The organism is Phyllobacterium sp. CL33Tsu (genome assembly GCF_900113985.1).
GTDB classification, from domain to species: domain Bacteria; phylum Pseudomonadota; class Alphaproteobacteria; order Rhizobiales; family Rhizobiaceae; genus Phyllobacterium; species Phyllobacterium pellucidum.
The window spans coordinates 14,324-34,703 of sequence record NZ_FORJ01000004.1 but is presented as its reverse complement, the minus strand read 5'-3'; the positions used below and the strand labels follow the sequence as shown (position 1 = coordinate 34,703).

Here is a 20,380-nt window from a genome sequence, read left to right as displayed (position 1 = left end):
GGTGAAGCGGACTTATGGGTATATGAAAACGGCCGGGAATTTTCCCAGCCGCTTTCATTAACTGCATCGATTACCGGACCTACCTATTTATTCTTGTGGCTCTGCTCGCCAGCTTTGCCCTGTTGTTCACCGCTCTTGGAGGACCCGGATCCCTGCTGGGAGCCGCGTGAACCTTGTCCCTGTTCCTGCTGCTTGGACGTGCCCTTGCCGCTCTGTGAACTTCCGCTCTTTTGACTATTAGGCATTTGTCTTCTCCGTTTTGTTAACCCCGCATTCAATCAATCCGGCGCGGTGACGAATGTTCCTGCTAATTGAATTGCAGATCGGAACTGTACGGTAGCGGACACAGCGCTTGTATGTGCGGTAGCGAATGGGCCAGTTTCGCAGTGTCAAGAACGTGTTCGTGACTTTGCTAAGAGTGGGTTCGGAAAGGAGCAATTTAACGCGATGGAAGACATCACCACCATGCTCGACGAGAGCTTTTTCCAACGAAGTTCGGAGGAGGTTGCCCGCGCCCTCATTGGCGTTTCTCTGTTTGTCGATGGGGTGGGCGGACCGATCATCGAAACCGAAGCCTATGCTCCAAACGATCCTGCCTCGCACAGTTATCGCGGGCCCGGGATCGCGAACCGGACGATGTTCGGTCCAGCAGGTCGCGCCTACGTCTACCGGTCGTATGGTATCCACTCGTGTCTGAATTTTGTGTGTCTCGAGGCGTCAGCAGTGCTTATCCGGGCAATAGAACCCGTTCGTAACATCGAGATCATGCAGCGCCGCCGCGCCGTCGATGACATAAGGCTATTGTGCTCGGGACCGGGAAAACTTGCCCAGGCGCTTGCTGTAGACAAGTCGTATGACGGCAAATCTCTGTTTGAGCCGCCTTTTTTGCTGGAGGCGGCAACGGATGCCTTCGAGATCAGCATAGGACCACGGATCGGTCTGACCAAGGCCGTCGAAACGCCGTGGCGTTTCGGCGCCCGCGCTTCGCCCTTTCTCAGCAGAAAGTTTCCCCTGAAATAGCCGTTCATGTAAGCCGCGTATATCGTCAGCGTGTTCATGGCCGCGGCAATAATTGTCCCGCGGTACCATCGAAAGATCCGCCGGGGCGCTGCCAGCGTATACATCCAAAACAGGGATCAAACATGCTTAAATACGGACTGGCATATTTCGTCACCGCAGTAATTTTCCTTGCGCTCGACATGTTGTGGCTTGGCACGATGGCGACGAGCTTTTACCGCGCCCGCATCCCAGACATAGTGGCGTCGGATGTGAATTACGCACCGGCCATCCTGTTCTATCTGATCTACGCGGTCGGCATCGTGATCTTCGCCTTAAGCCCGGCCATGGAGACCGGCCGATGGCACACCGCGCTGATTTATGGCGCGCTTTTCGGCTTTTTTGCCTATGCCACCTATGATCTGACCAGCCAGGCGACTTTGAAACAATGGTCGACCGCCCTTACGGTCGTGGATATTGCCTGGGGCACTTTTGCTTCCGGTTTGTCGGCGACCTTGAGCTTTCTGGCGACGAACTGGCTGCTGGCGAGGCTAAGCTAACACATCACTTACTCGCCACGAAGCATTGCGTCTGTTCAGTTGCGGTTGGAATGCGCGCGGACGAAATTTGCCGTATCGTCCAAAGTCGGAGCGACGAAGCGCATGGGCGACCCCATCGCGCCGATGATGCCGAGGTGTCCAACGCCCGGGTAGAGCTTTATATCAACGTTGTTTCCGCCAGCGCTCAACTTCTCGGCAAGCCGCGTGCTGTTTCGCGGAAAGACCGTCGTGTCGCTTTTGCCGTGCAGGAGCAGCGTAGGCGGCTCGTGGCGTCCGGCAAACGCCACGGGTTCGGCCAGCGTCGTCGTTTCGGCGGTGCTGAATATGGCCGCTATCTTTTCGTCCTGCGATGGCAGGAAATCATAGGGTCCGGCAATACCGACAAAACCCCCGAGGTCCCTATTCGGCGTCATGCCCTCCCTCCCGAGCCACGTCTTGTCGAGTGCGAGCATCGCGGCAATGTAAGCGCCGGCGGAGTGGCCGACGACGAACAGCTTTGCCGGATCGCCACCGTATTGGCGTGCATGATCCCTTGCCCAGCGAACGGCCTTGGCGCCGTCGTCAAGAAAGCCTTCATAATGAACCTGGGGGTAAAGCCGATAATCGGGTATCACCGTAACGATCCCCTTGGCGGCCAAAGCCGATCCCACGAATTGATAGGTTTTCTTGTCGCCGTTCTGCCAGCTGCCGCCGTAGAAGAAGACGGCCACCGGGGCGGCATGCGCACCGGCCGGTGCGTAAACATCGAGCGTGCGCCTCGGCCCTTCGCCATAAGCGACGTTCTGCTCGACTCGAGCACCATTGGAAGTAGTGGCCATGTTCAAGATTGTTCCCGGCGAGCACGCCGTCAGGACCATGGCCGCACCAGCGACCGCCGCGATTGCCAAAAAGGGGCTCAAGTGCTCAAAACCCCATGAGGGGTTGGACAAGCCGGCCAACGAGGCTCTTCATCCGCAAGCGGCCATCGACCACAGCGAGACATATACAATCCTCATCAGGACCCGCTGCTGGCTCGTGCTCGAGACTGGCATCGGCAACGATGAGATCGCCGACATGGTAGTCGCCGTCCGCATCATGGAGCGAACCCTTAAGAATGAGCGTGTATTCGGTACCGGCATGGGTATGTTCGGGCAGCAGCATGCCCGGTTTCGAGCGCAGCAGCATGGGGCGGTTGCGGGCGGAGCCACCGCGGCCGATCGAGCTCCAGCGTACGCCGGGCGCAAGGAATTTCCACTTGCCGATATCGTAATGTTCAAGCGGCTGCGGCAGGCGCATCCCCTCTGGCAACTCAGCGAGCCATTTGCCCCGTTCCACCACTTTGGAAGGCGGGCCTGAATCGATCCGCGCGAGCGTCTTCTCCAATGCGTCGGGCGAAAGAGCGCTTTCGGACGCGTCCTCAAGCGCGATCCCGCCAAAGATTTCGAAAGCGCGGACGCGCTCGGCGCTTTCCGGACACATCGTCAGGTGCGCCGCGACCACGAGCGCGGGACCTGGCGCCAGGGTTCCGGCGGCATAGGCCATCAAAAGGTCGTCGGATGGACGGTGGGACATCGTCATTGTTCCTCACCCAGCAGGCCGCGCAAGCGCTGCATGGCCAGCCGCAAGCGGGATTTCACCGTACCAAGTGGCAAACCCAGCACTTTGGCGATTTCACTGTGGGGTTTGTCATCGAAATAATGCAGACGTATGACGTTCAGCTGGTCCGCCGAAAGCAGATCGATCGCAGTGCGGACCCGGTGTTCGCTCTCGGTTCTTAGCACCTCGTCGGAGGGCGAGGCCGGAAGTTCGGGCGCCGGATCTTCAAGCAGATGCTGCGCCGGATAGCGCTCACGGCGTACTGAATCCACGCGCAAATTGCGTGCGATAGTGAATATCCAGGTCGAAGCGGAGGCTTTCGCCGGATCGTACAGCGCCGCCTTGCGCCAGACCATCAGCATGGTTTCCTGTGCAAGTTCCTCCGCCTGCCCGGCGGCCATGCCACCACGCATGAAAAAACCTTTCAGGCGTGGTGCAAAGTAGCCGAAGAGTTCTGCGAATGCCGCCTTGTCGGCCTGTTGCGCTATGGCAACGAGCCGCGCCGACTGCTCCGCCTTTTCCGTCATGATGACGCACCCGCCGGCAGGTGCGCCTTTAGCCCGACGCGCCGACATTGCTCGAAGCTGCCCCCGCCAGAGGGTCTCGAAATTGTAAGAGGCAAACGTACCGACGTCATTCATACCGCTCTATACGCAGGCCCACCGCAATCGGATCATCGCTTCGGGACCAGCGAAACTATCAATGATCCATTCCCGTATCTGCAACGTATTGATTGCAGCACAGGGAGACAACGTCTGATTTCCCTTGGCTGTCGGTGTTTGCAGGATGAGTTCGGGAGAACAGGGTTGAAAATCGCAGTCATAGGGTCCGGTATATCCGGCATGTCGGCCGCATGGCTTCTTTCGCAGAAACACGAAATCACCGTCTACGAACGCGAAACGCGCATTGGCGGGCACAGCAATACCGTGATTGTACCCGGTGAGGGCGGTGTGGCCGTCGATACCGGCTTCATCGTCTACAATGAACAGACCTATCCCAACCTGACCGCGCTGTTTGCCTTGCTCGGCGTTGAAACCGCGGCGTCGGAAATGTCATTCGCCGTCTCGCTCGATAGCGGCAGGCTCGAATATTCCGGAACGGGCTTCAGCGGCCTTTTTGCCCAGCAACGTAACCTCGTCAATCCGCGGTTTTGGCTCATGCTGCGCGACATCTTGCGCTTTTATCGCGAAACTCCAGCCCATGCGGGCAAGCTTGGCCTCATTGCGCTTGGCGATTTCCTCGAACGTGAAGGTTACGGCCGCGCGTTCCGTGACGATCACCTGTTGCCGATGGCATCGGCCATCTGGTCGGCGCCGGCTGCGAGCCTTCTCGACTACCCGGCCGAAGCATTCATCCGCTTCTGCGACAATCATGGATTGCTCAAGCTTGCCAACCGGCCTGTCTGGCGCACGGTCAAGGGCGGAAGCCGCAACTACGTTGAGCGCCTGACGGCGAATTACAGGAACCGCGTCCGCACCGGCTGCGCCGCCGCATCGGTCCGGCGTGCCGGCGATCATGTCACGGTCTCAGATATCCACGGAGTGACCGCCATATTCGATCATGTCGTGATGGCGGGTCATGCCGACGAGACGCTTGCCCTGCTCGCAGACCCGTCGGCACTCGAGCAAAGACTTCTTTCCGCCTTTCGCTACTCGGTTAATCGCGCCGTGCTGCACGAGGATGAAACGCTCATGCCAAAGCGGCGTTCGGTGTGGTCGAGCTGGAATTACCTTGGCGAACGCAAGGAGATGCAGCCCCCAAGTCAACTCTGCGTCAGCTATTGGATGAACAGGCTTCAGCCCCTCGAAACCGATCGCCAGTTCTTCGTTACCCTCAATCCTCGCCATGCGCCGGACCCGTGCAAGGTGCTGCATACCCAGACCTATGCGCATCCACTCTTCGACAGTGAGGCCATGCAGGCGCAGCGCCAGCTCTGGCAGTTGCAAGGGGCTCGCAACACCTGGTTCTGCGGCGCTTATTTCGGCGCGGGCTTCCATGAAGACGGGCTCCAGGCAGGCCTTGCCGTTGCCGAAGATTTGGGTGGCCTACGCCGTCCTTGGACCGTTGCCGATGAATCGGCGCGCATCCATCGCCAGCCATTGGCTAGTCCGGTAGAGGTTGCGGCATGAGCGCGTTTTCCTCGGCGATTTATGCGGGCAAGGTGACCCACAAGCGACTGCGGCCCCGCCAGCACTTCCTGCGCTACCGCATGTTTTACATGCTGTTCGACATTGATGAGATTGACCGGATCGCCCGGGAGCACTGGCTGTTTTCGCGCAACCGCTTCAATCTCTTCAGCTTCTACGACCGCGATCATGGCAGCAAGTCCGAGGTCGCCAATGACGGCTCGCCGCTGCGAAGCTACGTCGAGGATCATCTTCGCGCGGCGGGAGCAGAGCCCGATGGCGGCGCAATCCGCCTAATGTCGATGCCGCGCATCCTCGGCTATGTGTTCAATCCCCTCAGTGTCTATTTCTGCCATGATCGCGCCGGCGCATTGGCCGCATTGATCTATGAGGTGGATAACACGTTTGGCCAGCGTCACAGCTATGTCTTCCCCCTCGACAAAGGCACCGGCAGCGCCGGACCATTGCATCAGGAATGTGCCAAGGCGTTTTATGTCTCGCCCTTCATGGAGATGGCGCTGGGCTACGATTTCACCATCAAGATTCCCGATGACGCCGCCTCGATCGTGATCAATGCCAGCGACCGCGAGGGCCTGATCATCGCCACCGCTTTTGCCGGCAGGCGGAAGGAATTCAGCGACTGGCAACTAGCGAAATTGTGTTTCGCCTATCCCCTGCTGACCCTTAAAGTCATTGCCGGCATACATTGGGAAGCGCTGCGGATATGGTTGAAGGGCGTCGGCCTCAAGCCTCGGCCGCAGACACCCGTTCAGACCAAAACCATCATAGCGCGATCGACCCGGGCAGAATGACTGACGACAACACTGATAAGCCGGCGATCGTGCTCTTTCGTCACGACCTGCGCATCCGCGATAACCGCGCGCTGCTGGCTGCTGCCGGCTCCGGCAAGCCGGTTATCCCGATTTTCCTTTGGGATGAGACGAACGAGGATTCGCGGCCAATCGGCGGCGCGCGGAAGTGGTGGCTGCACCATTCACTGAAAGCGCTGGGCGCTTCGCTCGAAAAACTGGGCGGCCGGCTCATTCTGCGGCGGGGAAACACTGCGGCGATTGTCGACGAAGTACTGGATGACACCGGAGCCGATGCCGTGCTGTGGAACCGTCGTTACGATCGACCCGGCGTTGCCATTGATACGGCACTCAAGGCCGGATTATCAAGCCGGGGAATCGCGGCCGAGAGCTTCGAGGGCCATCTGTTGCACGAGCCATATGCGCTGAAGACAGGCTCCGGTGGGTATTATCGCGTCTATTCGCCGTTCTGGCGCGCGCTGAATGCGCAGCCCGAGCCCCGCGATCCACTGGCCGCGCCGCGAGAACTATTGGCCTGGCCGCACCCGGTAACGACGGACAGTCTCGACGACTGGGCGCTTCTGCCCCATGAGCCCGACTGGGCCAATGGCTTTCTCAGAGACTGGACACCTGGTGAAGAAGGAGCCCATGAGCGGCTTGCGGACTTCCTCGACGGGTCGATCGACCGCTACGTAGCCAAGCGCAATCGTCCTGACATGGAGGCGACATCGCGATTGTCGCCGCATCTTGCCCATGGCGAGATAACACCCTTCCAGATATGGCATGCCTTAAGGGCGCCCGAAGGGCTCGACCATCGATCCGGCGCGGAAAAGTTCCGCGCAGAGGTAGGCTGGCGGGAATTCTCCTGGCATCTGCTTTTCCACAATCCGAAGCTGCATTCGGAAAACTTCAAGCCGGCCTTCGACAATTTCGCATGGGCGGGCGATGCCGGGGGCCAGTTCACCGCCTGGAAGCGCGGGCTGACCGGCTACCCCATCGTCGATGCCGGCATGCGCCAGCTTTGGCAGACGGGATGGATGCACAACCGGGTGCGAATGGTCGTCGCTTCCTTCCTCATCAAGCACCTGCTCGTTGACTGGCGCGAGGGCGAAGCATGGTTCTGGGATACGCTCGTCGATGCGGATCCCGCCAACAATTCTGCGAGCTGGCAATGGGTGGCTGGGTCCGGCGCCGACGCCGCTCCCTATTTCCGCATCTTCAATCCCGTCCTTCAGGGTGAGAAATTCGATCCGAAGGGGGACTATGTTCGAAAATTCGTACCGGAACTGAAGGCGCTTCCTGCAAAATTTGTGCATCAGCCTTGGAATGCGCCCGAAGCCGTTCTGAGAGAGGCGAATGTCAGCCTCGGCGAGACTTATCCGTGGCCCATCGTTGATCATCAAGCCTCCCGCCGCCGAGCACTGGATGCCTATTCCACGGCGATGAGGTAACGATCTGGTGCTGGAGTCGGACGGGTCTCCCAGGCAGGATACAAGTGTGTCCCAAGACGTATCATCGCTGCGTGGAGGGTCTTCACTCTGTTCTCATCGCCCTTGGCCAGAGCCTGCTTGTGTGGATCGAACTTGTCACGGGGTTAGTCCGCGCCTAGTGTTTGCAAGCAAACATTAAGGGCATGGGGCTTCGTGACATCATGGATGCCGCACCAAATACAGCATTTCGCGTGGTCTACACCATTAACGGCGTCATAAGGGTGGCGACTATCGAGCCGTGGGTGACGCTGCTTGATCTGCTACGGGAGGAGTTTGATCTTACGGGCACCAAGAAGGGGTGCGATCATGGCCAATGTGGTGCGTGTACCGTGCTCATTAACGGTATTCGGATCAACAGTTGCCTGGTGCTCGCCGTTAGCCGCAGCGGCTCCGTAGTGACAACAATCGAAGGCATTGGAACTCCCGACCAGCTTCATCCCCTGCAGGCGGCGTTCGTGAAACATGACGCTCTCCAATGCGGATACTGTACACCCGGGCAAATCTGCTCGGCCATCGGATTGATTTCGGAAGGTATCGCGAAGACGCGGGACGAGATACGCGAAGGCATGAGTGGTAATCTCTGTCGCTGTGGTGCCTATATCGGGATCGTGGACGCGATCGAAGAAGTCGTGGCAGCGGCACCCGACGCGAACTCTTTGCCATGAAGCGGTTCACATATGTCCGAGCCGCGTCGATCGATCAGGCGATCGAAAGTCTCTCCGTCCATGCAGACGCAAAACTGTTGGCCGGAGGCACCAACCTCATTGATTTGATGAAGTACGACGTATCGACCCCGACGACCATTATCGACATCAACGACTTGCCGCTCCGTGAGATAAATGAAACCGCCGATGGAGGATTGCGCGTTGGCGCCCTCGTGACAAACTCCGAGGTTGCCATTCACCCGTTTATCGCGCGACATTATCCTTTACTAGCCAGCGCCATCTTCGCCGGCGCGTCGGCCCAGTTGCGCAACGCGGCCACAGTCGGGGGCAACCTCATGCAGAGAACGCGTTGCCCGTATTTTTATGACGTGCTGACTCCTTGCAACAAACGAGCGCCGGGTAGCGGATGTCCGGCTCGAACAGGGCTGAACCGCAACCATGCCATACTTGGCGCGAGCCAACTTTGTGTGGCTACCCACCCGTCCGACATGTGCGTTGCCCTCGCAGCCATCGGAGCGACAATAATCGTTCAAGGCCCCAAGGGAGTACGCTCCATTCCCTTCGCTGACTTTCACCGACTGCCGGGCGACTCGCCTGAGAAAGACACGACGCTTGTCGATGACGAAATCATTCTTGAAATCTTTCTGCCGCCGGTACTCGAGCATCATCGATACAGCTATTTGAAGATCCGCGATCGCCTGTCTTACGCCTTTGCCATCGTCTCGGCCGCGGTGTTAATGACGATAAACGACGAAGCCGCGGTTTCGACGGCCAAAATTGCCTTGGGCGGCGTCGCGCACAAACCGTGGCGGAACACGGCTGCGGAAGCGATGTTGATCGGCCGGCCTGCGTCCCGTGTGAACTTCGACCAGTTCGCATCGATGCTGCTATCAGGCTCCGTTGCATTGTCTGAGAACGACTTCAAGATAGACCTTGCCCATCGGACGGTCGTTCGAGCGCTTGAACAGGCCGCATCACGAACGCCTCAGTCGCAGTTCGACAAGCGTGTCCATTGAGGGATAGATGGATCAAGAGCAGACGGTCACGGGCAAGAGCATTCTCCGAGTTGACGGACCACAGAAGGTTCGGGGCGAGGCCAAATATGCTGCCGAATACAATATTCCCGATCTCCTGCATGCGTACGTCGTGACGGCGTCGATCGCGAAAGGTCGAATACTGTCGATCGATCTTGCTGCAGCAAGACGTTTTCCGGGCGTGGTCGAGGTTCTGTCCCACAAAAATCGCCCATGGTTCTGGCCAGTCTCATTTTTTTATAAGGATGCAGCGGGTCCGCCAGGAAAGCCATTCGTGCCGTTATACGATGACCGCGTGTATTTCAGCGGTCAACCCGTCGCGCTGGTGATCGCTGAAAATTACGAAGCTGCGCGTGATGCGGCCGCTTTGGTAAAGGTGACATACAAAGCCGAGCAGCATACCACCGACCTCGCTGCATCAACGGCGTTCAAACCGCGGAAACGCCGGATCGGTGTCGCCCCTGTCCCTCATCCGACAGGAGACGCCGATCTGGCGTTCGCAGTTGCTCCTCTGAAAATCGAATCGACCTACACCACCTCTCCGGAAAACCATCATCCCATGGAATTGTTTGCAACGACGGTGAAGTGGGGCAAGATCGTCACTGTTTACGACAAGACGCAAAGCCCAAAGAGCGTAGAGCTCTTCCTCAAGGTCGCGTTTCGCTTGATCGGACGCAAAGTGCGGGTTGTTAGCACCTATGTCGGCGGTGCGTTTGGTCTTGGTCTACGACCACAGCAATCGGTCTTTCTGGCGGTGATGGCGGCGAAGGCGCTCAAACGCTCTGTCCGACTGGTTTTGCCGCGCGACCACATGTTTGCGCTCGGGTACCGCGCCAACGCCGTCCAAACCGTATCCCTTGCGGCCGACGAGCAAGGCCGTTTGCAGGCGATCAGGCATCGAGCCGTGGCCGCCACCTCGCAATTTGAGGATGCCCAGGATCCGATGCTGCTATTCTCTGCAAGCCTTTACCGGTGCAACAACATCAAGCTCACCTACGAACTTGCAAAACTCGACACTGTTTCGCCTTGTGACATGCGCGCTCCTGGTGCGGCGACCGGAATGTTTGCGCTGGAATCCGCGATGGACGAACTGGCTTACGTCCTCGATATGGATCCTCTGGCTCTGCGCCTCACAAACTACACGGAACGGGACCAGAGCGAAAATCGACCATTTAGCAGCAAGGCACTACGCGAATGCTATGCTCTGGGAAGCGAGCGCTTTGGCTGGCACAAGCGCAGTCGCGCACCGCGGTCGATGCGCGAGGACAAAGAACTGATCGGTTGGGGCATGGCTACAGGAGCCTGGGAGGCCGCAATGTCACCCGCGCCCGCGCGGGCAAAAGTTATGGTCAGGAGCGACGGGAAGTTCGAGGTGACATCATCCATCACCGACATCGGCACCGGTACCTACACGATCCTAAGTCAAATCGCAGCGGACACGCTTGAAACGACGATGGACCGCGTTGTGATACGGCTTGGAGATTCAGCCTTCCCCTTTAATCCAATTCAGGGCGGCTCATGGACGGCAGCAACGTCTGGCGCTGCCGTCCAGTCCGCTTGTCGCAAGCTCAAGTCGACGATCAGGTCGCGGGCGAAGCATACAGGCGTTCTGGGGCGCGGGCAGGGTGCCGAGCTACTTTCTGCATCCGCTCTCATCGATTTGTTGAAACTGCAGCGCGGCCGCAAACTGAGCGCAACCGCCACGATGTTCAGCTTCCCGTTTGGCAAAAAGTTCTCCAGTGCCACCCATGCGGCAGTGTTCGCCGAGGTCCGGGTCGACGAGGAGCTATCAGTGGTGCGTGTCACCCGGATCGTATGTGCCGTAGCCGCCGGACGCATTCTTAATCCCAACACTGCCCGCAGCCAGATCATCGGCGCAACTGTCATGGGGATTGGGAAGGCGTTGCACGAGGACGCCGCCTACGATCACAACCTCGGACGCTGCATGGCACACGGTTTCGCAGACTATCACATCCCTACCAATGCCGACGTTTATGACATAGACGTCGTGTTCGTCGACGAGACGGATGCCGAGGTTAGCCCACTGGGCGTGAAGGGCGTCGGCGAAATCGGGGTCGTCGCCGTGGCACCTGCCATCGCGAACGCAATCTTCCATGCGACAGGAGAAAGGATGCGACACCTTCCGATTACCATCGATCGTCTGGCACGCGCCGGATCACGATGACCGAAGCGCTGGATGAGGGTCCCTTCTTTCACGGCACAATTGCGGATTTGCGCGTTGGTGATTTGCTCACCGCAGGATACCGGTCGAACTATCGACCTGAAGTGGTGATGAACCATATCTACTTCACTGCCATTGTGGACGGTGCCGGACTTGCCGCGGAGATCGCAGCTGAACTCAGCAATGGCGGCGCAGTCCCGCGTGTTTACGTCGTAGAACCGACCGGGACATTCGAGAACGACCCGAACGTGACCGACAAGAAATTTCCCGGCAACCCCACACGGTCGTATCGCAGCAGCGCACCGCTCAAGGTCATCGACGAAATCACGCATTGGACCAGATTGACGCCCGAAGCACTACAGGAATGGAAAGAACGACTGACCACACTGCGCTCAGACGAACGAGGCGAAATCATCAACTGATCCGAGGGAACGCATCGTGTGCTCATCAAACGATCGGATAGCTAAAACGAGATGATCAGCTCTCCACCCCGAACTGGACAGCCAAATCCGGCACGCCGCTACTTCGAGATTTTCCTGCGATTTTTCTCACACCCGATCCAAGGCCTGCATTCTAAGATCCGCGCTGAAGAGCTGACCTTCCGCTTCCGCAATGTGTCGTCATTCAACTCAACGTCGTAGTAGCGCGCCGGGTCATCGGTAGTAACTATCCCTGTCCACCGGCACATTATGTGTCAGTAATGGTAAAATCAAACGTCTCAAGAATTCGCGGCAACAATGAATTGGTTGTAGCGTGCTCACTAGTTGAGCGTTTTATCGAATCGCTCGGCCCAGTCCTATTGGGACAGGAGTTGGATGATATGGACAGCTAAAATGAGACAATTCTTTGCAGATACGTTTGCCCTTATTGTGTTCTCAACCGTAGCCGGGATAACGGTCGAGTTCTTCATCGTTGGACTGACCCCATCACAGGTATTTCAGGCGCGGCTCGCTGCCATCCCCGTTATTGTTGTCACTGCCCGACCTTACGGGATTTATCGCGATTGGCTGTTCGCCCTGTTTGATGCGCCGACAGGCAACCGAGCTAAAAAGACGGCGGTCGACGTCAGCGCATTCGTTACGTTTCAAGTTCCAATCTACTGCGCAATCCTGGCACTCGCCGGGGCGACTATCATGCAAATTGTCACCGCTGTAGGGTCAGCCATTATCGTTTTGACGGCCTCGGGTCGCCCCTATGGACTCTTTCTTGAGTGGAGCCGGAAACTGTTCGGCGTTTACAAGAATGCCTGAGGCACAGAGTTGCCGGAGCAGTTGTCATTGCTCGACATTTCTCGGAGTGAGTTCCAACAAGGGTACTTATCAAGTGTCAAAGAAGATCAAGGACACAAAAAGGATGCACGCGACGCCTGCGTTAGCCGAAGGCGGTCGCCGAACAATGGGCTGGCGGGCATTCCGCCTGACCTCATCAAAAAACGCTGCGGCACTGCATGCGCAATAACAACTCTTATTGACGTGGGGGAAACGGCCACGGCGTCGAGCCGACGCGATCTTGAATGCATACCAACAATAAACTGTGATTTTATGAACTTTCGATTAGCGGATACTCTGCCTGTGCACCACAAGACCAAGGAGTTGAACGATGAGAACAATCCTCGTATTTGCCGCCGCTTGCGGGCTCACCGTGTCGGCCGCTTCGGCCGAGTGTGTCGGACATACCGCCTCCCTTGACAAAGAGATCACAACGGCAAGTGTTTCGAAGGACCAAACACAGGACCAGACCACTATTCAAACTGATGCTAGATCAGTAAAAAAGGAACCGCCGCAATTCGAGGGCGAGTAGCTGGTGCCCCCCAGGAACAGAGCCTTCGAGAACTCGGTGCTCAAGAAGGATCAGTCCTGGTAAGTGCGTAGATTGCCTAGCTAGTTGTTGCCGGATGTCGGCGTTACACATTGGAGATATTGAGGCACGCGCTTATTGTCCGCTTTGGTTTCTGGAAGCTGAGCTGTTTCCTTGCTCTTAACCCGTGCGTATCGAAGATGCGCCGAGGACGATCGGGCCAAACACCACCGCAAACCAAAGGTACTCCATTCTAGTGTCCTTCAGTGGCAAGATGACGATGCCCACTTTTGGGTGGGCCGATCTCGGGAATGGAGGAGAGAAGGGCGGCGATCAAAACTGGAAGCGTCGTCCACAACAAATCATAGGCGACCATGGGTCAGCGGCCTCTAAGTTCGCTCTCGATCTTCTTCCGACTGCCGCCGTGCTTCTTGATGAGCTCAAGCGCCCGGTCCCTGCTGAGGTCATGCTTCGTCATGAGGTAGTTCACCTCGTAGTCCTCGCTTGCCGATACTGTGGCGCGGTCTCGATTGTCCTGCTTGAATTTGTCATCTGACATTTGGGTTTCTCCCCGGCTGTTGCTGTTGTTTCTCAACAGCCGCAAAGGATTTAGGTTCCCTGTCGCCTTAAGTGGGGATCGGCCACTAACCCGATTGCGCCGCTCATGGCGAGCAGCGCTTTCCTGGGTTCCAGTTGTTGCTTACTTATCGAGATCCTGGGCCATAATCAGATGATGTTCCAAGGCCGGCTCTGTCGTAGCGGCCCACGCCTTAAGGTCGGGATTATCGCCGCCTTCGCCGTAGCGCTTGAATAAGTCAACTGCGTCTTTGTGCGCCGAAACCTGATCGGAGTGATACTGCTTGGTGAAATCCTCACTTTGCAGACCGTTGAGCTTATCAAGCGTGCTTTTCTGCGCTGATGTCATTGCCGTAGGGATTGAGGCCTTGACCTTCCCGCCGTCAACCAATTGCTTCAGCTCCGCCGACGTCTTCTGATGGTCCGCGATCATCTGCTTCGCGAAAACCTTGGTCGGATCGTCAGCCCGTTCCGCGGCGAGCTTGCTCGACTCGATTTCAAACATGTCACTGGTGGCAGCTTCCATAACGAAATCTTCCGTTGTGGGGGCCGCGCCGATCAGAGAGTTGACGCCGGTCTTTTCAGCCGCCGTCTGGGCAAACGTCGACGTTGACATCATTAACAAGGCAACAGTCACTAAAAGCTTGTTCATCTGGGTTCTCCTTTGCACTGAGCGAACAACGCGGGGTAGAGAACACTGTTCCAAGCACGCAAGCCGATGCCAGCGCGCTTCATTGGACAATGCTCGTCGCTGTCGACGTTATTCGTGCTCGGCTTGTTCCTGATCGGATGCGGTCGATTTACCAGGTTAGCGACCGATCCTTACCGGCAGGGTGTGTACCATCGAAGCGAGACTTAAAAATCAGTGCTATTCAGGTGGCGGGATTCACACCATGCCCAGCAACAATTGACTTGCCGGCCAAAGACTGTCCAAAATAGTGTTCAGGTATGGATGAGTACACGTGACTTTTCGACTGTCGTTTGCATATCGGCGGTTCAGTCCAATGCGCGATGGTAATCGTATTATTGGAGAGTCGTCCAAGTCACGTCAGCTTAGAGCCGCTGTTTTGTACCCGCGCTAGTCCCGTCGGAGCTTTTAGAACGTTCCTCAAAACGGTCCGCGCCCTTGGCTAGGTCAGAACCTTTCTGGGCTTCCACCTTCTTTTGATCTTCTGCCGCGCTCTTCCTCAAACCTCGCGCAGCCTTCCTCCCTTTTTCCGTAGGTGCTTGCTCGATACCCATTGCACGTCCTCCGTTTCTCTCCACGCTCAACGAACAGGCTCCAAGTTCGTTCCGTGACCTCCCGGTGCCAAAAATGAGGACTAGCCACGATGTGACAACAAGCCCCACTGCCGCAAAGGCATAGAATAGCCAGCGGCCTGAAACCATCTCGGCAGTAATAGTTATTGTTTGTGCCAGCGTTGATGGGCTGCCAATGGAGAAAGCGGCCAAGCAGATACTTACGGCTATGCCGGTAACTTCACTCGTGCAAAAAGTTTAGCTTAATCTCTATGTCGTTGCCGAGAGAATTCTGAGATTTGCCGCTCAGAGAAATGTGATCGCCCCTAATCTCGCCCACCAGTTCAAGCCCGTTTTCATCGCCTCCAAATACGGATGCAATGGTTTCAGAGGTCATTCCTTTAAATGGGCGGGCCTTAACTTGGGCAGTAATGAAATTTCCAGAAAGCGAGTAGGTCCCAACGTAATAAATCAAAGTGTCTCCACCGTACACGCGACCGTCTCTAAGAACCACCAAGCCAATTCCCTGCATTGAGTGTGTATCAAACTCGGCACGATAGATTCCCTCGCGAAAGTTGTTAGGCATTAGCGTTCCTCCAACGTTCAAATTGTAAAAACGATCTTACCACCGGTGAAGGTAAGTACTGGGAAACTTTCTAGATGGATCTGCGGAAGATTGGTAACGATTGCGATGAGCAGCATACGTTGCAGCGACCGGCGTACAGTTGCACTGCCAAAGCCTGACAGTTCTATTGCAAAGAAGCCGGGTACCCGCAAACCCCCCTGGCGCGCCGATAATCGTAAAATCTAATTACCCGACAAATCGGCTATCACGGGAGGCAGTCCTTATGAAATGATGCGTCACGGATTGCGCTTAACGTATTATCATGAAAATTAGGGAAAACGGTCGTTTGAAGCTGCCGATATAGCAGGATTCGCCCCAAATCGCTCATTTATACTGAAGCATTTGAGATGAATGGATTGCAGCAAGGGGATTAGTGCCAGTCTGCTGTGGCCGCCGTTGGAAATGGCATTACCACATCGAGTCATCTGTTGGTTTCAACGGCGCCATCCGGATAGCAAGTAGTTGCTTGGACTAAAAATTTAGTGCCAATAGAAGCTAGTTAATCACGGGGTCGTCGGTTCGATTCCCTTCAGACCGTAGGTTTCTCCAAAAGGCTACAACTGGGATTATCCCAGAACCGAAGACAGAAACTCACGCGTGCGCGCCTCTTTCGGCGCGCCGAATATCTCCTCCGGCGTTCCCTGTTCGCAGATGCTTCCCTTGTCGAAAAAACAGACGCGGTCGGATACTTCCCGCGCGAAGCGCATTTCATGTGTGACGAGCAGCATGGTCAAGTCGTGCTCGTGCGCCAGGCTGCGAATGACGGAGAGGACTTCCCCAACCAATTGCGGGTCAAGCGCTGACGTCGGTTCATCGAAAAGTAGAACCTGCGGGCGCATCGCAAGCGCACGGGCAATAGCCACGCGCTGTTGCTGCCCGCCGGAAAGCTGCACCGGATAGTGGTCTTTCTTCTCCGCAAGCCCCACCATCTGTAGCAGTTCAATTGCACGCGCTTCCGCTTCCGCCCGCGCCATCCCCAAGACTCGAACCGGCGCTTCGACAATGTTGCGCAGGACGGTCATATGAGGAAAAAGATTGAAGCTCTGGAAGACCATGCCGACGTGATTGCGGATCTGGCGCAGGTGTTTTTCCGAGGCCTGGAACCGGCCTTTGCCGCCCGGCTCGTGGTAAGGCGTGCCGGCAAGTGTCAGCCTGCCTTCCTGGAACGGCTCGAGCGTCATCAGCACGCGCAGAACGGTCGACTTGCCGGAGCCGGACGGGCCGATCAGTGTCACTTTTTCTCCCTTCGCGACGCTGAAATTGAAATTGTCGAGCACAGTCAGAATACCGAAGCGCTTGGTGACGTCGGAAAATTCGATGATGGGCTGATCATTATTATTGGTCATCGCAAGGGTATTCCCGCTTTTGGAAGGGCTTTCTGCAGGCGGTGGAGGCCAGCCGAGCAGATCAACGTCAGGACAAGGAAGATCAGGCCGACAAGCGTCAGGGGCACGAGATATTCAAAAGTGCGTTCGCCGATCATGTTGGCGAGCCCCATCATTTCTAGAACTGTAACCACGGAAAGGACGGGCGTTTCCTTGATCATGGCAACGAGATAATTGCCCATGGCAGGCACGATTCGCGGTATCGCCTGAGGAATGATCACATCGCGATAGGTCTGCATCCGCGTCAGATTGAGGGCGGTTGCCGCTTCCCATTGGCCACGGTGCACCGCCTCTATGCCGCCTCGATAAACCTCAGAGGTATAAGCAGCGTATTGCAGGCCGAGCGCCAGCGCGCCGGTGAGGAAGGCGGGCAGAACGACGCCGAAATCAGGCAGAACGTAATAAAGGAAGAACAGCTGCACCAGCAGCGGCGTGTCCCGCAGGAACTCGACGATGAAAGCGGTCGTCCAGGAGATCACCTTGATGCGGCTGCGGCGCAACAGCGCAAACACCAGGCCAAGCACCAGCGCAATTGCAAAGCCCGCCGCCGCCGCCTGTAACGTGACTGTCAAACCGATAAGGATGATGGGCAGGATCGAGGTTGTATAAGTGATCCAGTTCGTTGTGTCCCATTCGTAGCCGTACATCATAATGGTAAGATCCTCACGAATGGCGGGCGCGGGGGAAGACGTCGCCGCGCCGCACGAAATGCTCGATGATGCGGATAGCGACCATCAGCAAGAGCGACATGCCGAAGTAGCAGACGAGCGTGATCGAATAGATACTGGCGCTATCCAGCGTGATGTTGCGGATCGACTGGGCCGCGAAGGTGAGATCGGCGATCGATATCAGCGACAACAGCGACGAAAGCTTAAGCGTTTCGATGGCGAGATTGCCAAAAGCCGGCATCATCTCGACAACCGCTTGGGGCAGGGAGATGCGAAACAGCGTCTGAAAGCGACCGAAATTCAGTGCACGAGCGGCCTCAAGCTGCTGCGTGGAAACGGCCGAAAGCGCGCCGCGTACGATTTCCGCGCCGTAGCCGCCGGCATGGGCAGCCAGGACCAGAATGCCTGTGGTGATGGGATCGAAGCTCAGGCCGACCAGCGGCAGCGCATAATAGAACCAGAACAGTTGGACGAACAGGGAAGTGCCGCGAAACACCTCCGTATAGCAGAGCGCTATCGCCGACAGGATCGGCCCACCTTCGACACGCAGAATGCCGAAGACAAAAGCAAGCAGGACGCCGATGGCAATGGCGGCCAGCGTAATTGTCATAGTAACGACGGCACCTTGCCACAGCATCGGCAGGTAGGCTGTCCAGTCCATCTGGAAGTCTCCCGGTTATTGCGGATGGCGCCCGACTCTCGACCGAGCGCCTTCTGCCGTTACTTCCCGGCGCAAAGGTCGGCGACGTTCTTTTGCGCGGTTGCGGCGATGCTTTGTTCCGAAAGGCCGTATTTGCCGAGGATTTTCTTATAATCGTCTGTCTCGCGGAAGGCGACCAGGGCAGTGTTGAAGGCGTCACGCAGTTCCTTGTCTTCCGGGCGGAAGGCAAAGCCGCCGTAATTGCGAACCGGTGCTCCCTTGACGACCGGATCCTTGAAGGGAGTGACCTGCTCGACATTGGCCTGGCCTTTGGCGAGCTCCGAAACTGTCAGCTCGGTCGCCGCATAGGCATCGGTCCGGCTTTGCACCGTCGGAATCGCATCCGCGTTGGCCGGAATGAAGACGATCTGCTCGTCCTTGACGCCGACGGCGCGCAGGAAGTCGACATTGTTTGCACCCGAAACGACGGCGACCTTCAGTGACGGATCCTTTGCGATATCCGCATAGGTGGTCAGGCCCTTGGGATTGCCCTTCTTGACCAGCAGTCCTTCGCCGTACGACGAGTTCGGCTCGGTGAAGGCGACCTGCTTGCAGCGCTCTGGCGATATGTTCTGCTCTGCGGCTGCAAAGTCGAAGCGACGGGCCTTAAGACCGGGAATGAGTGTTCCGAAGGGCGTTACGGTCCAGTTGACCTCCTCGATGCCCATGGACTTGAGGACCGCATTGGCGACGTCGGGACCGATTCCGGCCGATGTTCCGTCCGGCTGCATGTAGGAATAGGGCACTTCGTTCGCCGTTGCAGCGCGAATGTAGCCCTGCGACTTGGCTTCCTCGACGGTGAGGGCGCTGGCGGTCGTGACGCTGATGGACAGTGCAATGGCGCCAAGCGCCGCGATTTTCGTCATAGTCATTCGTCATTCTCCTCTGGTTAAAGTTTCGGCGGTCCGTTTTCGGATCTCGCATCGATTGTTCCGGTCAGATGTTCTCCGTGATCGTCGCGATGACGGAAAGGCAATCGCCGACCTTGATGAGGCCGGGCACATGGCGTGCTGCAAGAACGCCATCCATGACGGCGCTGTATTCGACAGGGGCGATGCCGGTCCGGCCCAGCGGGTAGACGCGGGCAACGGTCTCGCCGGATCTGACCGGATCACCGAGATCACGGACAAACGCGATCAATCCGTCGTCCTGCGCGAAAGTGAAGCAATCGTCCGACCGCATATCCAGCCAGCGGGTCGGACGGACATCCGGCTCGCCTTTCAGGATGCCGGCGTGGCGCAGGAGGTTAAGGCTGCCCTTGCGTGCGATCTCTATGGAGCGGGCGGTTGCCGTGCCGGCCCCGCCAAGCTCGGTCGTGACGAAAGTCTTGCCCATTTCCTCGACCGTCGTATCCAGCATTCCAACCGCGTCGATCTCCAGCATCTTCATCGAGAAGGGCGCCGAGAAGGCGGCAACCGCTTCGAAGCAGCGGGCTTCCTGGTCCTTGTCCGGCAGCTCGTGAGCCGCAGCATAGGGCAGAAAGTCGAGCGTCTTTCCACCCGAATGGAAGTCGAGCACGATATCGGCCAGCGGAATGAGATGGCGCGTCACGTAGTCGGCGATCTTCTCCGTCACCGTGCCGTCCGGACGGCCCGGAAAGCTCCGGTTGAGGTTGCCGCGATCGATCGGCGAGGTGCGCGTACCGGCGCGGAAAGCCGGATAGTTGAGCGCCGGGACGATGATCACGCGCCCGCTCACCTGCGACGGATCGAGTGTCTGTGCCAGTTCCAGCAAGGCAGCCGGTCCTTCATATTCGTCGCCATGATTGGCACCGGTTAGCAGCGCAGTCGGGCCTTCCTCGTTGGCAATCACGCAGATCGGAATCATTACCGAACCCCAGGCGCTGTCATCGCGGCTGTAGGGCAGCCGCAGATGACCGTGCTGCACCCCCTTGGCGTCGAAATCGACGGTCGGAGCAATGGGCGAAGGGCGGGACACGCTCATCAGCACGGT

At 57.4% G+C, this 20,380-nt stretch carries 23 protein-coding genes; 10 read left to right on the top strand and 13 right to left on the bottom strand.

Annotated elements, in window-relative coordinates:
* Positions 1-83: 83 nt before the first annotated feature.
* Positions 84-245: a hypothetical protein gene (locus BM074_RS23060; RefSeq protein WP_172982671.1), complete on the bottom strand. Its 162-nt coding sequence runs from the start codon at positions 243-245 to the stop codon at positions 84-86.
* 202 nt (positions 246-447) lie between these two features.
* On the opposite strand from BM074_RS23060, the gene BM074_RS15160 reads away from it, so the two are divergent.
* Both BM074_RS15160 and BM074_RS15155 read left to right on the top strand, forming a co-directional pair.
* Positions 448-1,020, top strand: a complete 573-nt coding sequence (locus BM074_RS15160; protein ID WP_244532878.1) for a DNA-3-methyladenine glycosylase — start codon at positions 448-450, stop codon at positions 1,018-1,020.
* 122 nt (positions 1,021-1,142) lie between these two features.
* Positions 1,143-1,556: a DUF2177 family protein gene (locus BM074_RS15155; RefSeq protein WP_027232016.1), complete on the top strand. Its 414-nt coding sequence runs from the start codon at positions 1,143-1,145 to the stop codon at positions 1,554-1,556.
* Positions 1,557-1,591: 35 nt separating this feature from the next.
* On the opposite strand, the gene BM074_RS15150 is transcribed toward BM074_RS15155, so the two are convergent.
* The 3 genes from BM074_RS15150 to BM074_RS15140 all read right to left on the bottom strand — a co-directional run bounded on the left by BM074_RS15150 (position 1,592) and on the right by BM074_RS15140 (position 3,658).
* Entirely contained in the window at positions 1,592-2,374 is a 783-nt protein-coding gene (locus BM074_RS15150) for an alpha/beta hydrolase (protein ID WP_051615025.1), read from the bottom strand.
* Between the two features lie 85 nt (positions 2,375-2,459).
* Positions 2,460-3,107: a ChrR family anti-sigma-E factor gene (locus BM074_RS15145; protein WP_175499041.1), complete on the bottom strand. Its 648-nt coding sequence runs from the start codon at positions 3,105-3,107 to the stop codon at positions 2,460-2,462.
* Positions 3,108-3,109: 2 nt separating this feature from the next.
* The gene (locus BM074_RS15140; RefSeq protein WP_036814688.1) at positions 3,110-3,658 is read right to left on the bottom strand and encodes a sigma-70 family RNA polymerase sigma factor; all 549 of its coding nucleotides are present in this window, start codon (positions 3,656-3,658) and stop codon (positions 3,110-3,112) included.
* A 279-nt stretch (positions 3,659-3,937) separates the two neighbouring features.
* Between BM074_RS15140 and BM074_RS15135 the strand changes: the two genes are divergently transcribed.
* The 8 genes from BM074_RS15135 to alaE all read left to right on the top strand — a co-directional run bounded on the left by BM074_RS15135 (position 3,938) and on the right by alaE (position 12,687).
* Positions 3,938-5,260 (top strand): NAD(P)/FAD-dependent oxidoreductase, encoded by a 1,323-nt coding sequence (locus tag BM074_RS15135; RefSeq protein WP_091923083.1) that lies wholly within the window; start codon positions 3,938-3,940, stop codon positions 5,258-5,260.
* The gene (locus tag BM074_RS15130) at positions 5,257-6,069 is read left to right on the top strand and encodes a DUF1365 domain-containing protein (RefSeq protein ID WP_091923082.1); all 813 of its coding nucleotides are present in this window, start codon (positions 5,257-5,259) and stop codon (positions 6,067-6,069) included. The genes BM074_RS15135 and BM074_RS15130 overlap by 4 nt, the downstream gene beginning before the upstream one ends.
* A complete protein-coding gene (locus BM074_RS15125) occupies positions 6,066-7,517 on the top strand; it encodes a cryptochrome/photolyase family protein (protein ID WP_091923080.1) in 1,452 nt (483 codons plus the stop codon). Before BM074_RS15130 ends, BM074_RS15125 begins: the two co-directional genes overlap by 4 nt.
* Positions 7,518-7,699: 182 nt before the next feature.
* Positions 7,700-8,221, top strand: coding sequence for a (2Fe-2S)-binding protein (locus tag BM074_RS15120; RefSeq protein ID WP_244532876.1), 522 nt, complete (start codon positions 7,700-7,702; stop codon positions 8,219-8,221).
* The gene (locus BM074_RS15115; protein ID WP_091923079.1) at positions 8,218-9,237 is read left to right on the top strand and encodes an FAD binding domain-containing protein; all 1,020 of its coding nucleotides are present in this window, start codon (positions 8,218-8,220) and stop codon (positions 9,235-9,237) included. Before BM074_RS15120 ends, BM074_RS15115 begins: the two co-directional genes overlap by 4 nt.
* 7 nt (positions 9,238-9,244) lie before the next feature.
* Positions 9,245-11,440, top strand: a complete 2,196-nt coding sequence (locus BM074_RS15110; RefSeq protein ID WP_091923077.1) for a xanthine dehydrogenase family protein molybdopterin-binding subunit — start codon at positions 9,245-9,247, stop codon at positions 11,438-11,440.
* Positions 11,437-11,859: an NAD(+)--rifampin ADP-ribosyltransferase gene (gene arr, locus BM074_RS15105; protein ID WP_091923075.1), complete on the top strand. Its 423-nt coding sequence runs from the start codon at positions 11,437-11,439 to the stop codon at positions 11,857-11,859. The genes BM074_RS15110 and arr overlap by 4 nt, the downstream gene beginning before the upstream one ends.
* A 411-nt stretch (positions 11,860-12,270) precedes the next feature.
* Positions 12,271-12,687 carry an L-alanine exporter AlaE gene (alaE, locus tag BM074_RS15100; RefSeq protein WP_175499039.1) on the top strand — a complete coding sequence of 139 codons (417 nt, stop codon included), beginning with the start codon at positions 12,271-12,273 and terminating at the stop codon, positions 12,685-12,687.
* A 926-nt stretch (positions 12,688-13,613) separates the two neighbouring features.
* Here alaE and BM074_RS15090 read toward each other — a convergent pair.
* The 9 genes from BM074_RS15090 to doeB all read right to left on the bottom strand — a co-directional run bounded on the left by BM074_RS15090 (position 13,614) and on the right by doeB (position 20,377).
* The gene (locus BM074_RS15090) at positions 13,614-13,793 is read right to left on the bottom strand and encodes a DUF3606 domain-containing protein (RefSeq protein ID WP_091923071.1); all 180 of its coding nucleotides are present in this window, start codon (positions 13,791-13,793) and stop codon (positions 13,614-13,616) included.
* A gap of 141 nt (positions 13,794-13,934) precedes the next feature.
* Entirely contained in the window at positions 13,935-14,462 is a 528-nt protein-coding gene (locus tag BM074_RS15085; protein WP_091923069.1) for a DUF4142 domain-containing protein, read from the bottom strand.
* Positions 14,463-14,863: 401 nt separating this feature from the next.
* Positions 14,864-15,052, bottom strand: a complete 189-nt coding sequence (locus tag BM074_RS23320) for a hypothetical protein (RefSeq protein WP_091923067.1) — start codon at positions 15,050-15,052, stop codon at positions 14,864-14,866.
* Positions 15,053-15,290: 238 nt separating this feature from the next.
* Positions 15,291-15,635 (bottom strand): GrlR family regulatory protein, encoded by a 345-nt coding sequence (locus BM074_RS15075; RefSeq protein ID WP_091923065.1) that lies wholly within the window; start codon positions 15,633-15,635, stop codon positions 15,291-15,293.
* A 605-nt stretch (positions 15,636-16,240) separates the two neighbouring features.
* The gene (ehuA, locus tag BM074_RS15070; RefSeq protein ID WP_027232345.1) at positions 16,241-17,020 is read right to left on the bottom strand and encodes an ectoine/hydroxyectoine ABC transporter ATP-binding protein EhuA; all 780 of its coding nucleotides are present in this window, start codon (positions 17,018-17,020) and stop codon (positions 16,241-16,243) included.
* Positions 17,017-17,709, bottom strand: a complete 693-nt coding sequence (gene ehuD, locus BM074_RS15065) for an ectoine/hydroxyectoine ABC transporter permease subunit EhuD (RefSeq protein ID WP_027232344.1) — start codon at positions 17,707-17,709, stop codon at positions 17,017-17,019. The genes ehuA and ehuD overlap by 4 nt, the downstream gene beginning before the upstream one ends.
* Positions 17,710-17,722: 13 nt before the next feature.
* Positions 17,723-18,388: an ectoine/hydroxyectoine ABC transporter permease subunit EhuC gene (gene ehuC, locus BM074_RS15060; protein WP_027232343.1), complete on the bottom strand. Its 666-nt coding sequence runs from the start codon at positions 18,386-18,388 to the stop codon at positions 17,723-17,725.
* A gap of 59 nt (positions 18,389-18,447) precedes the next feature.
* A complete protein-coding gene (gene ehuB / locus BM074_RS15055) occupies positions 18,448-19,299 on the bottom strand; it encodes an ectoine/hydroxyectoine ABC transporter substrate-binding protein EhuB (RefSeq protein ID WP_091923063.1) in 852 nt (283 codons plus the stop codon).
* 64 nt (positions 19,300-19,363) lie between these two features.
* Positions 19,364-20,377 (bottom strand): N(2)-acetyl-L-2,4-diaminobutanoate deacetylase DoeB, encoded by a 1,014-nt coding sequence (gene doeB / locus BM074_RS15050; protein WP_027232341.1) that lies wholly within the window; start codon positions 20,375-20,377, stop codon positions 19,364-19,366.
* Positions 20,378-20,380 lie beyond the last annotated feature (3 nt).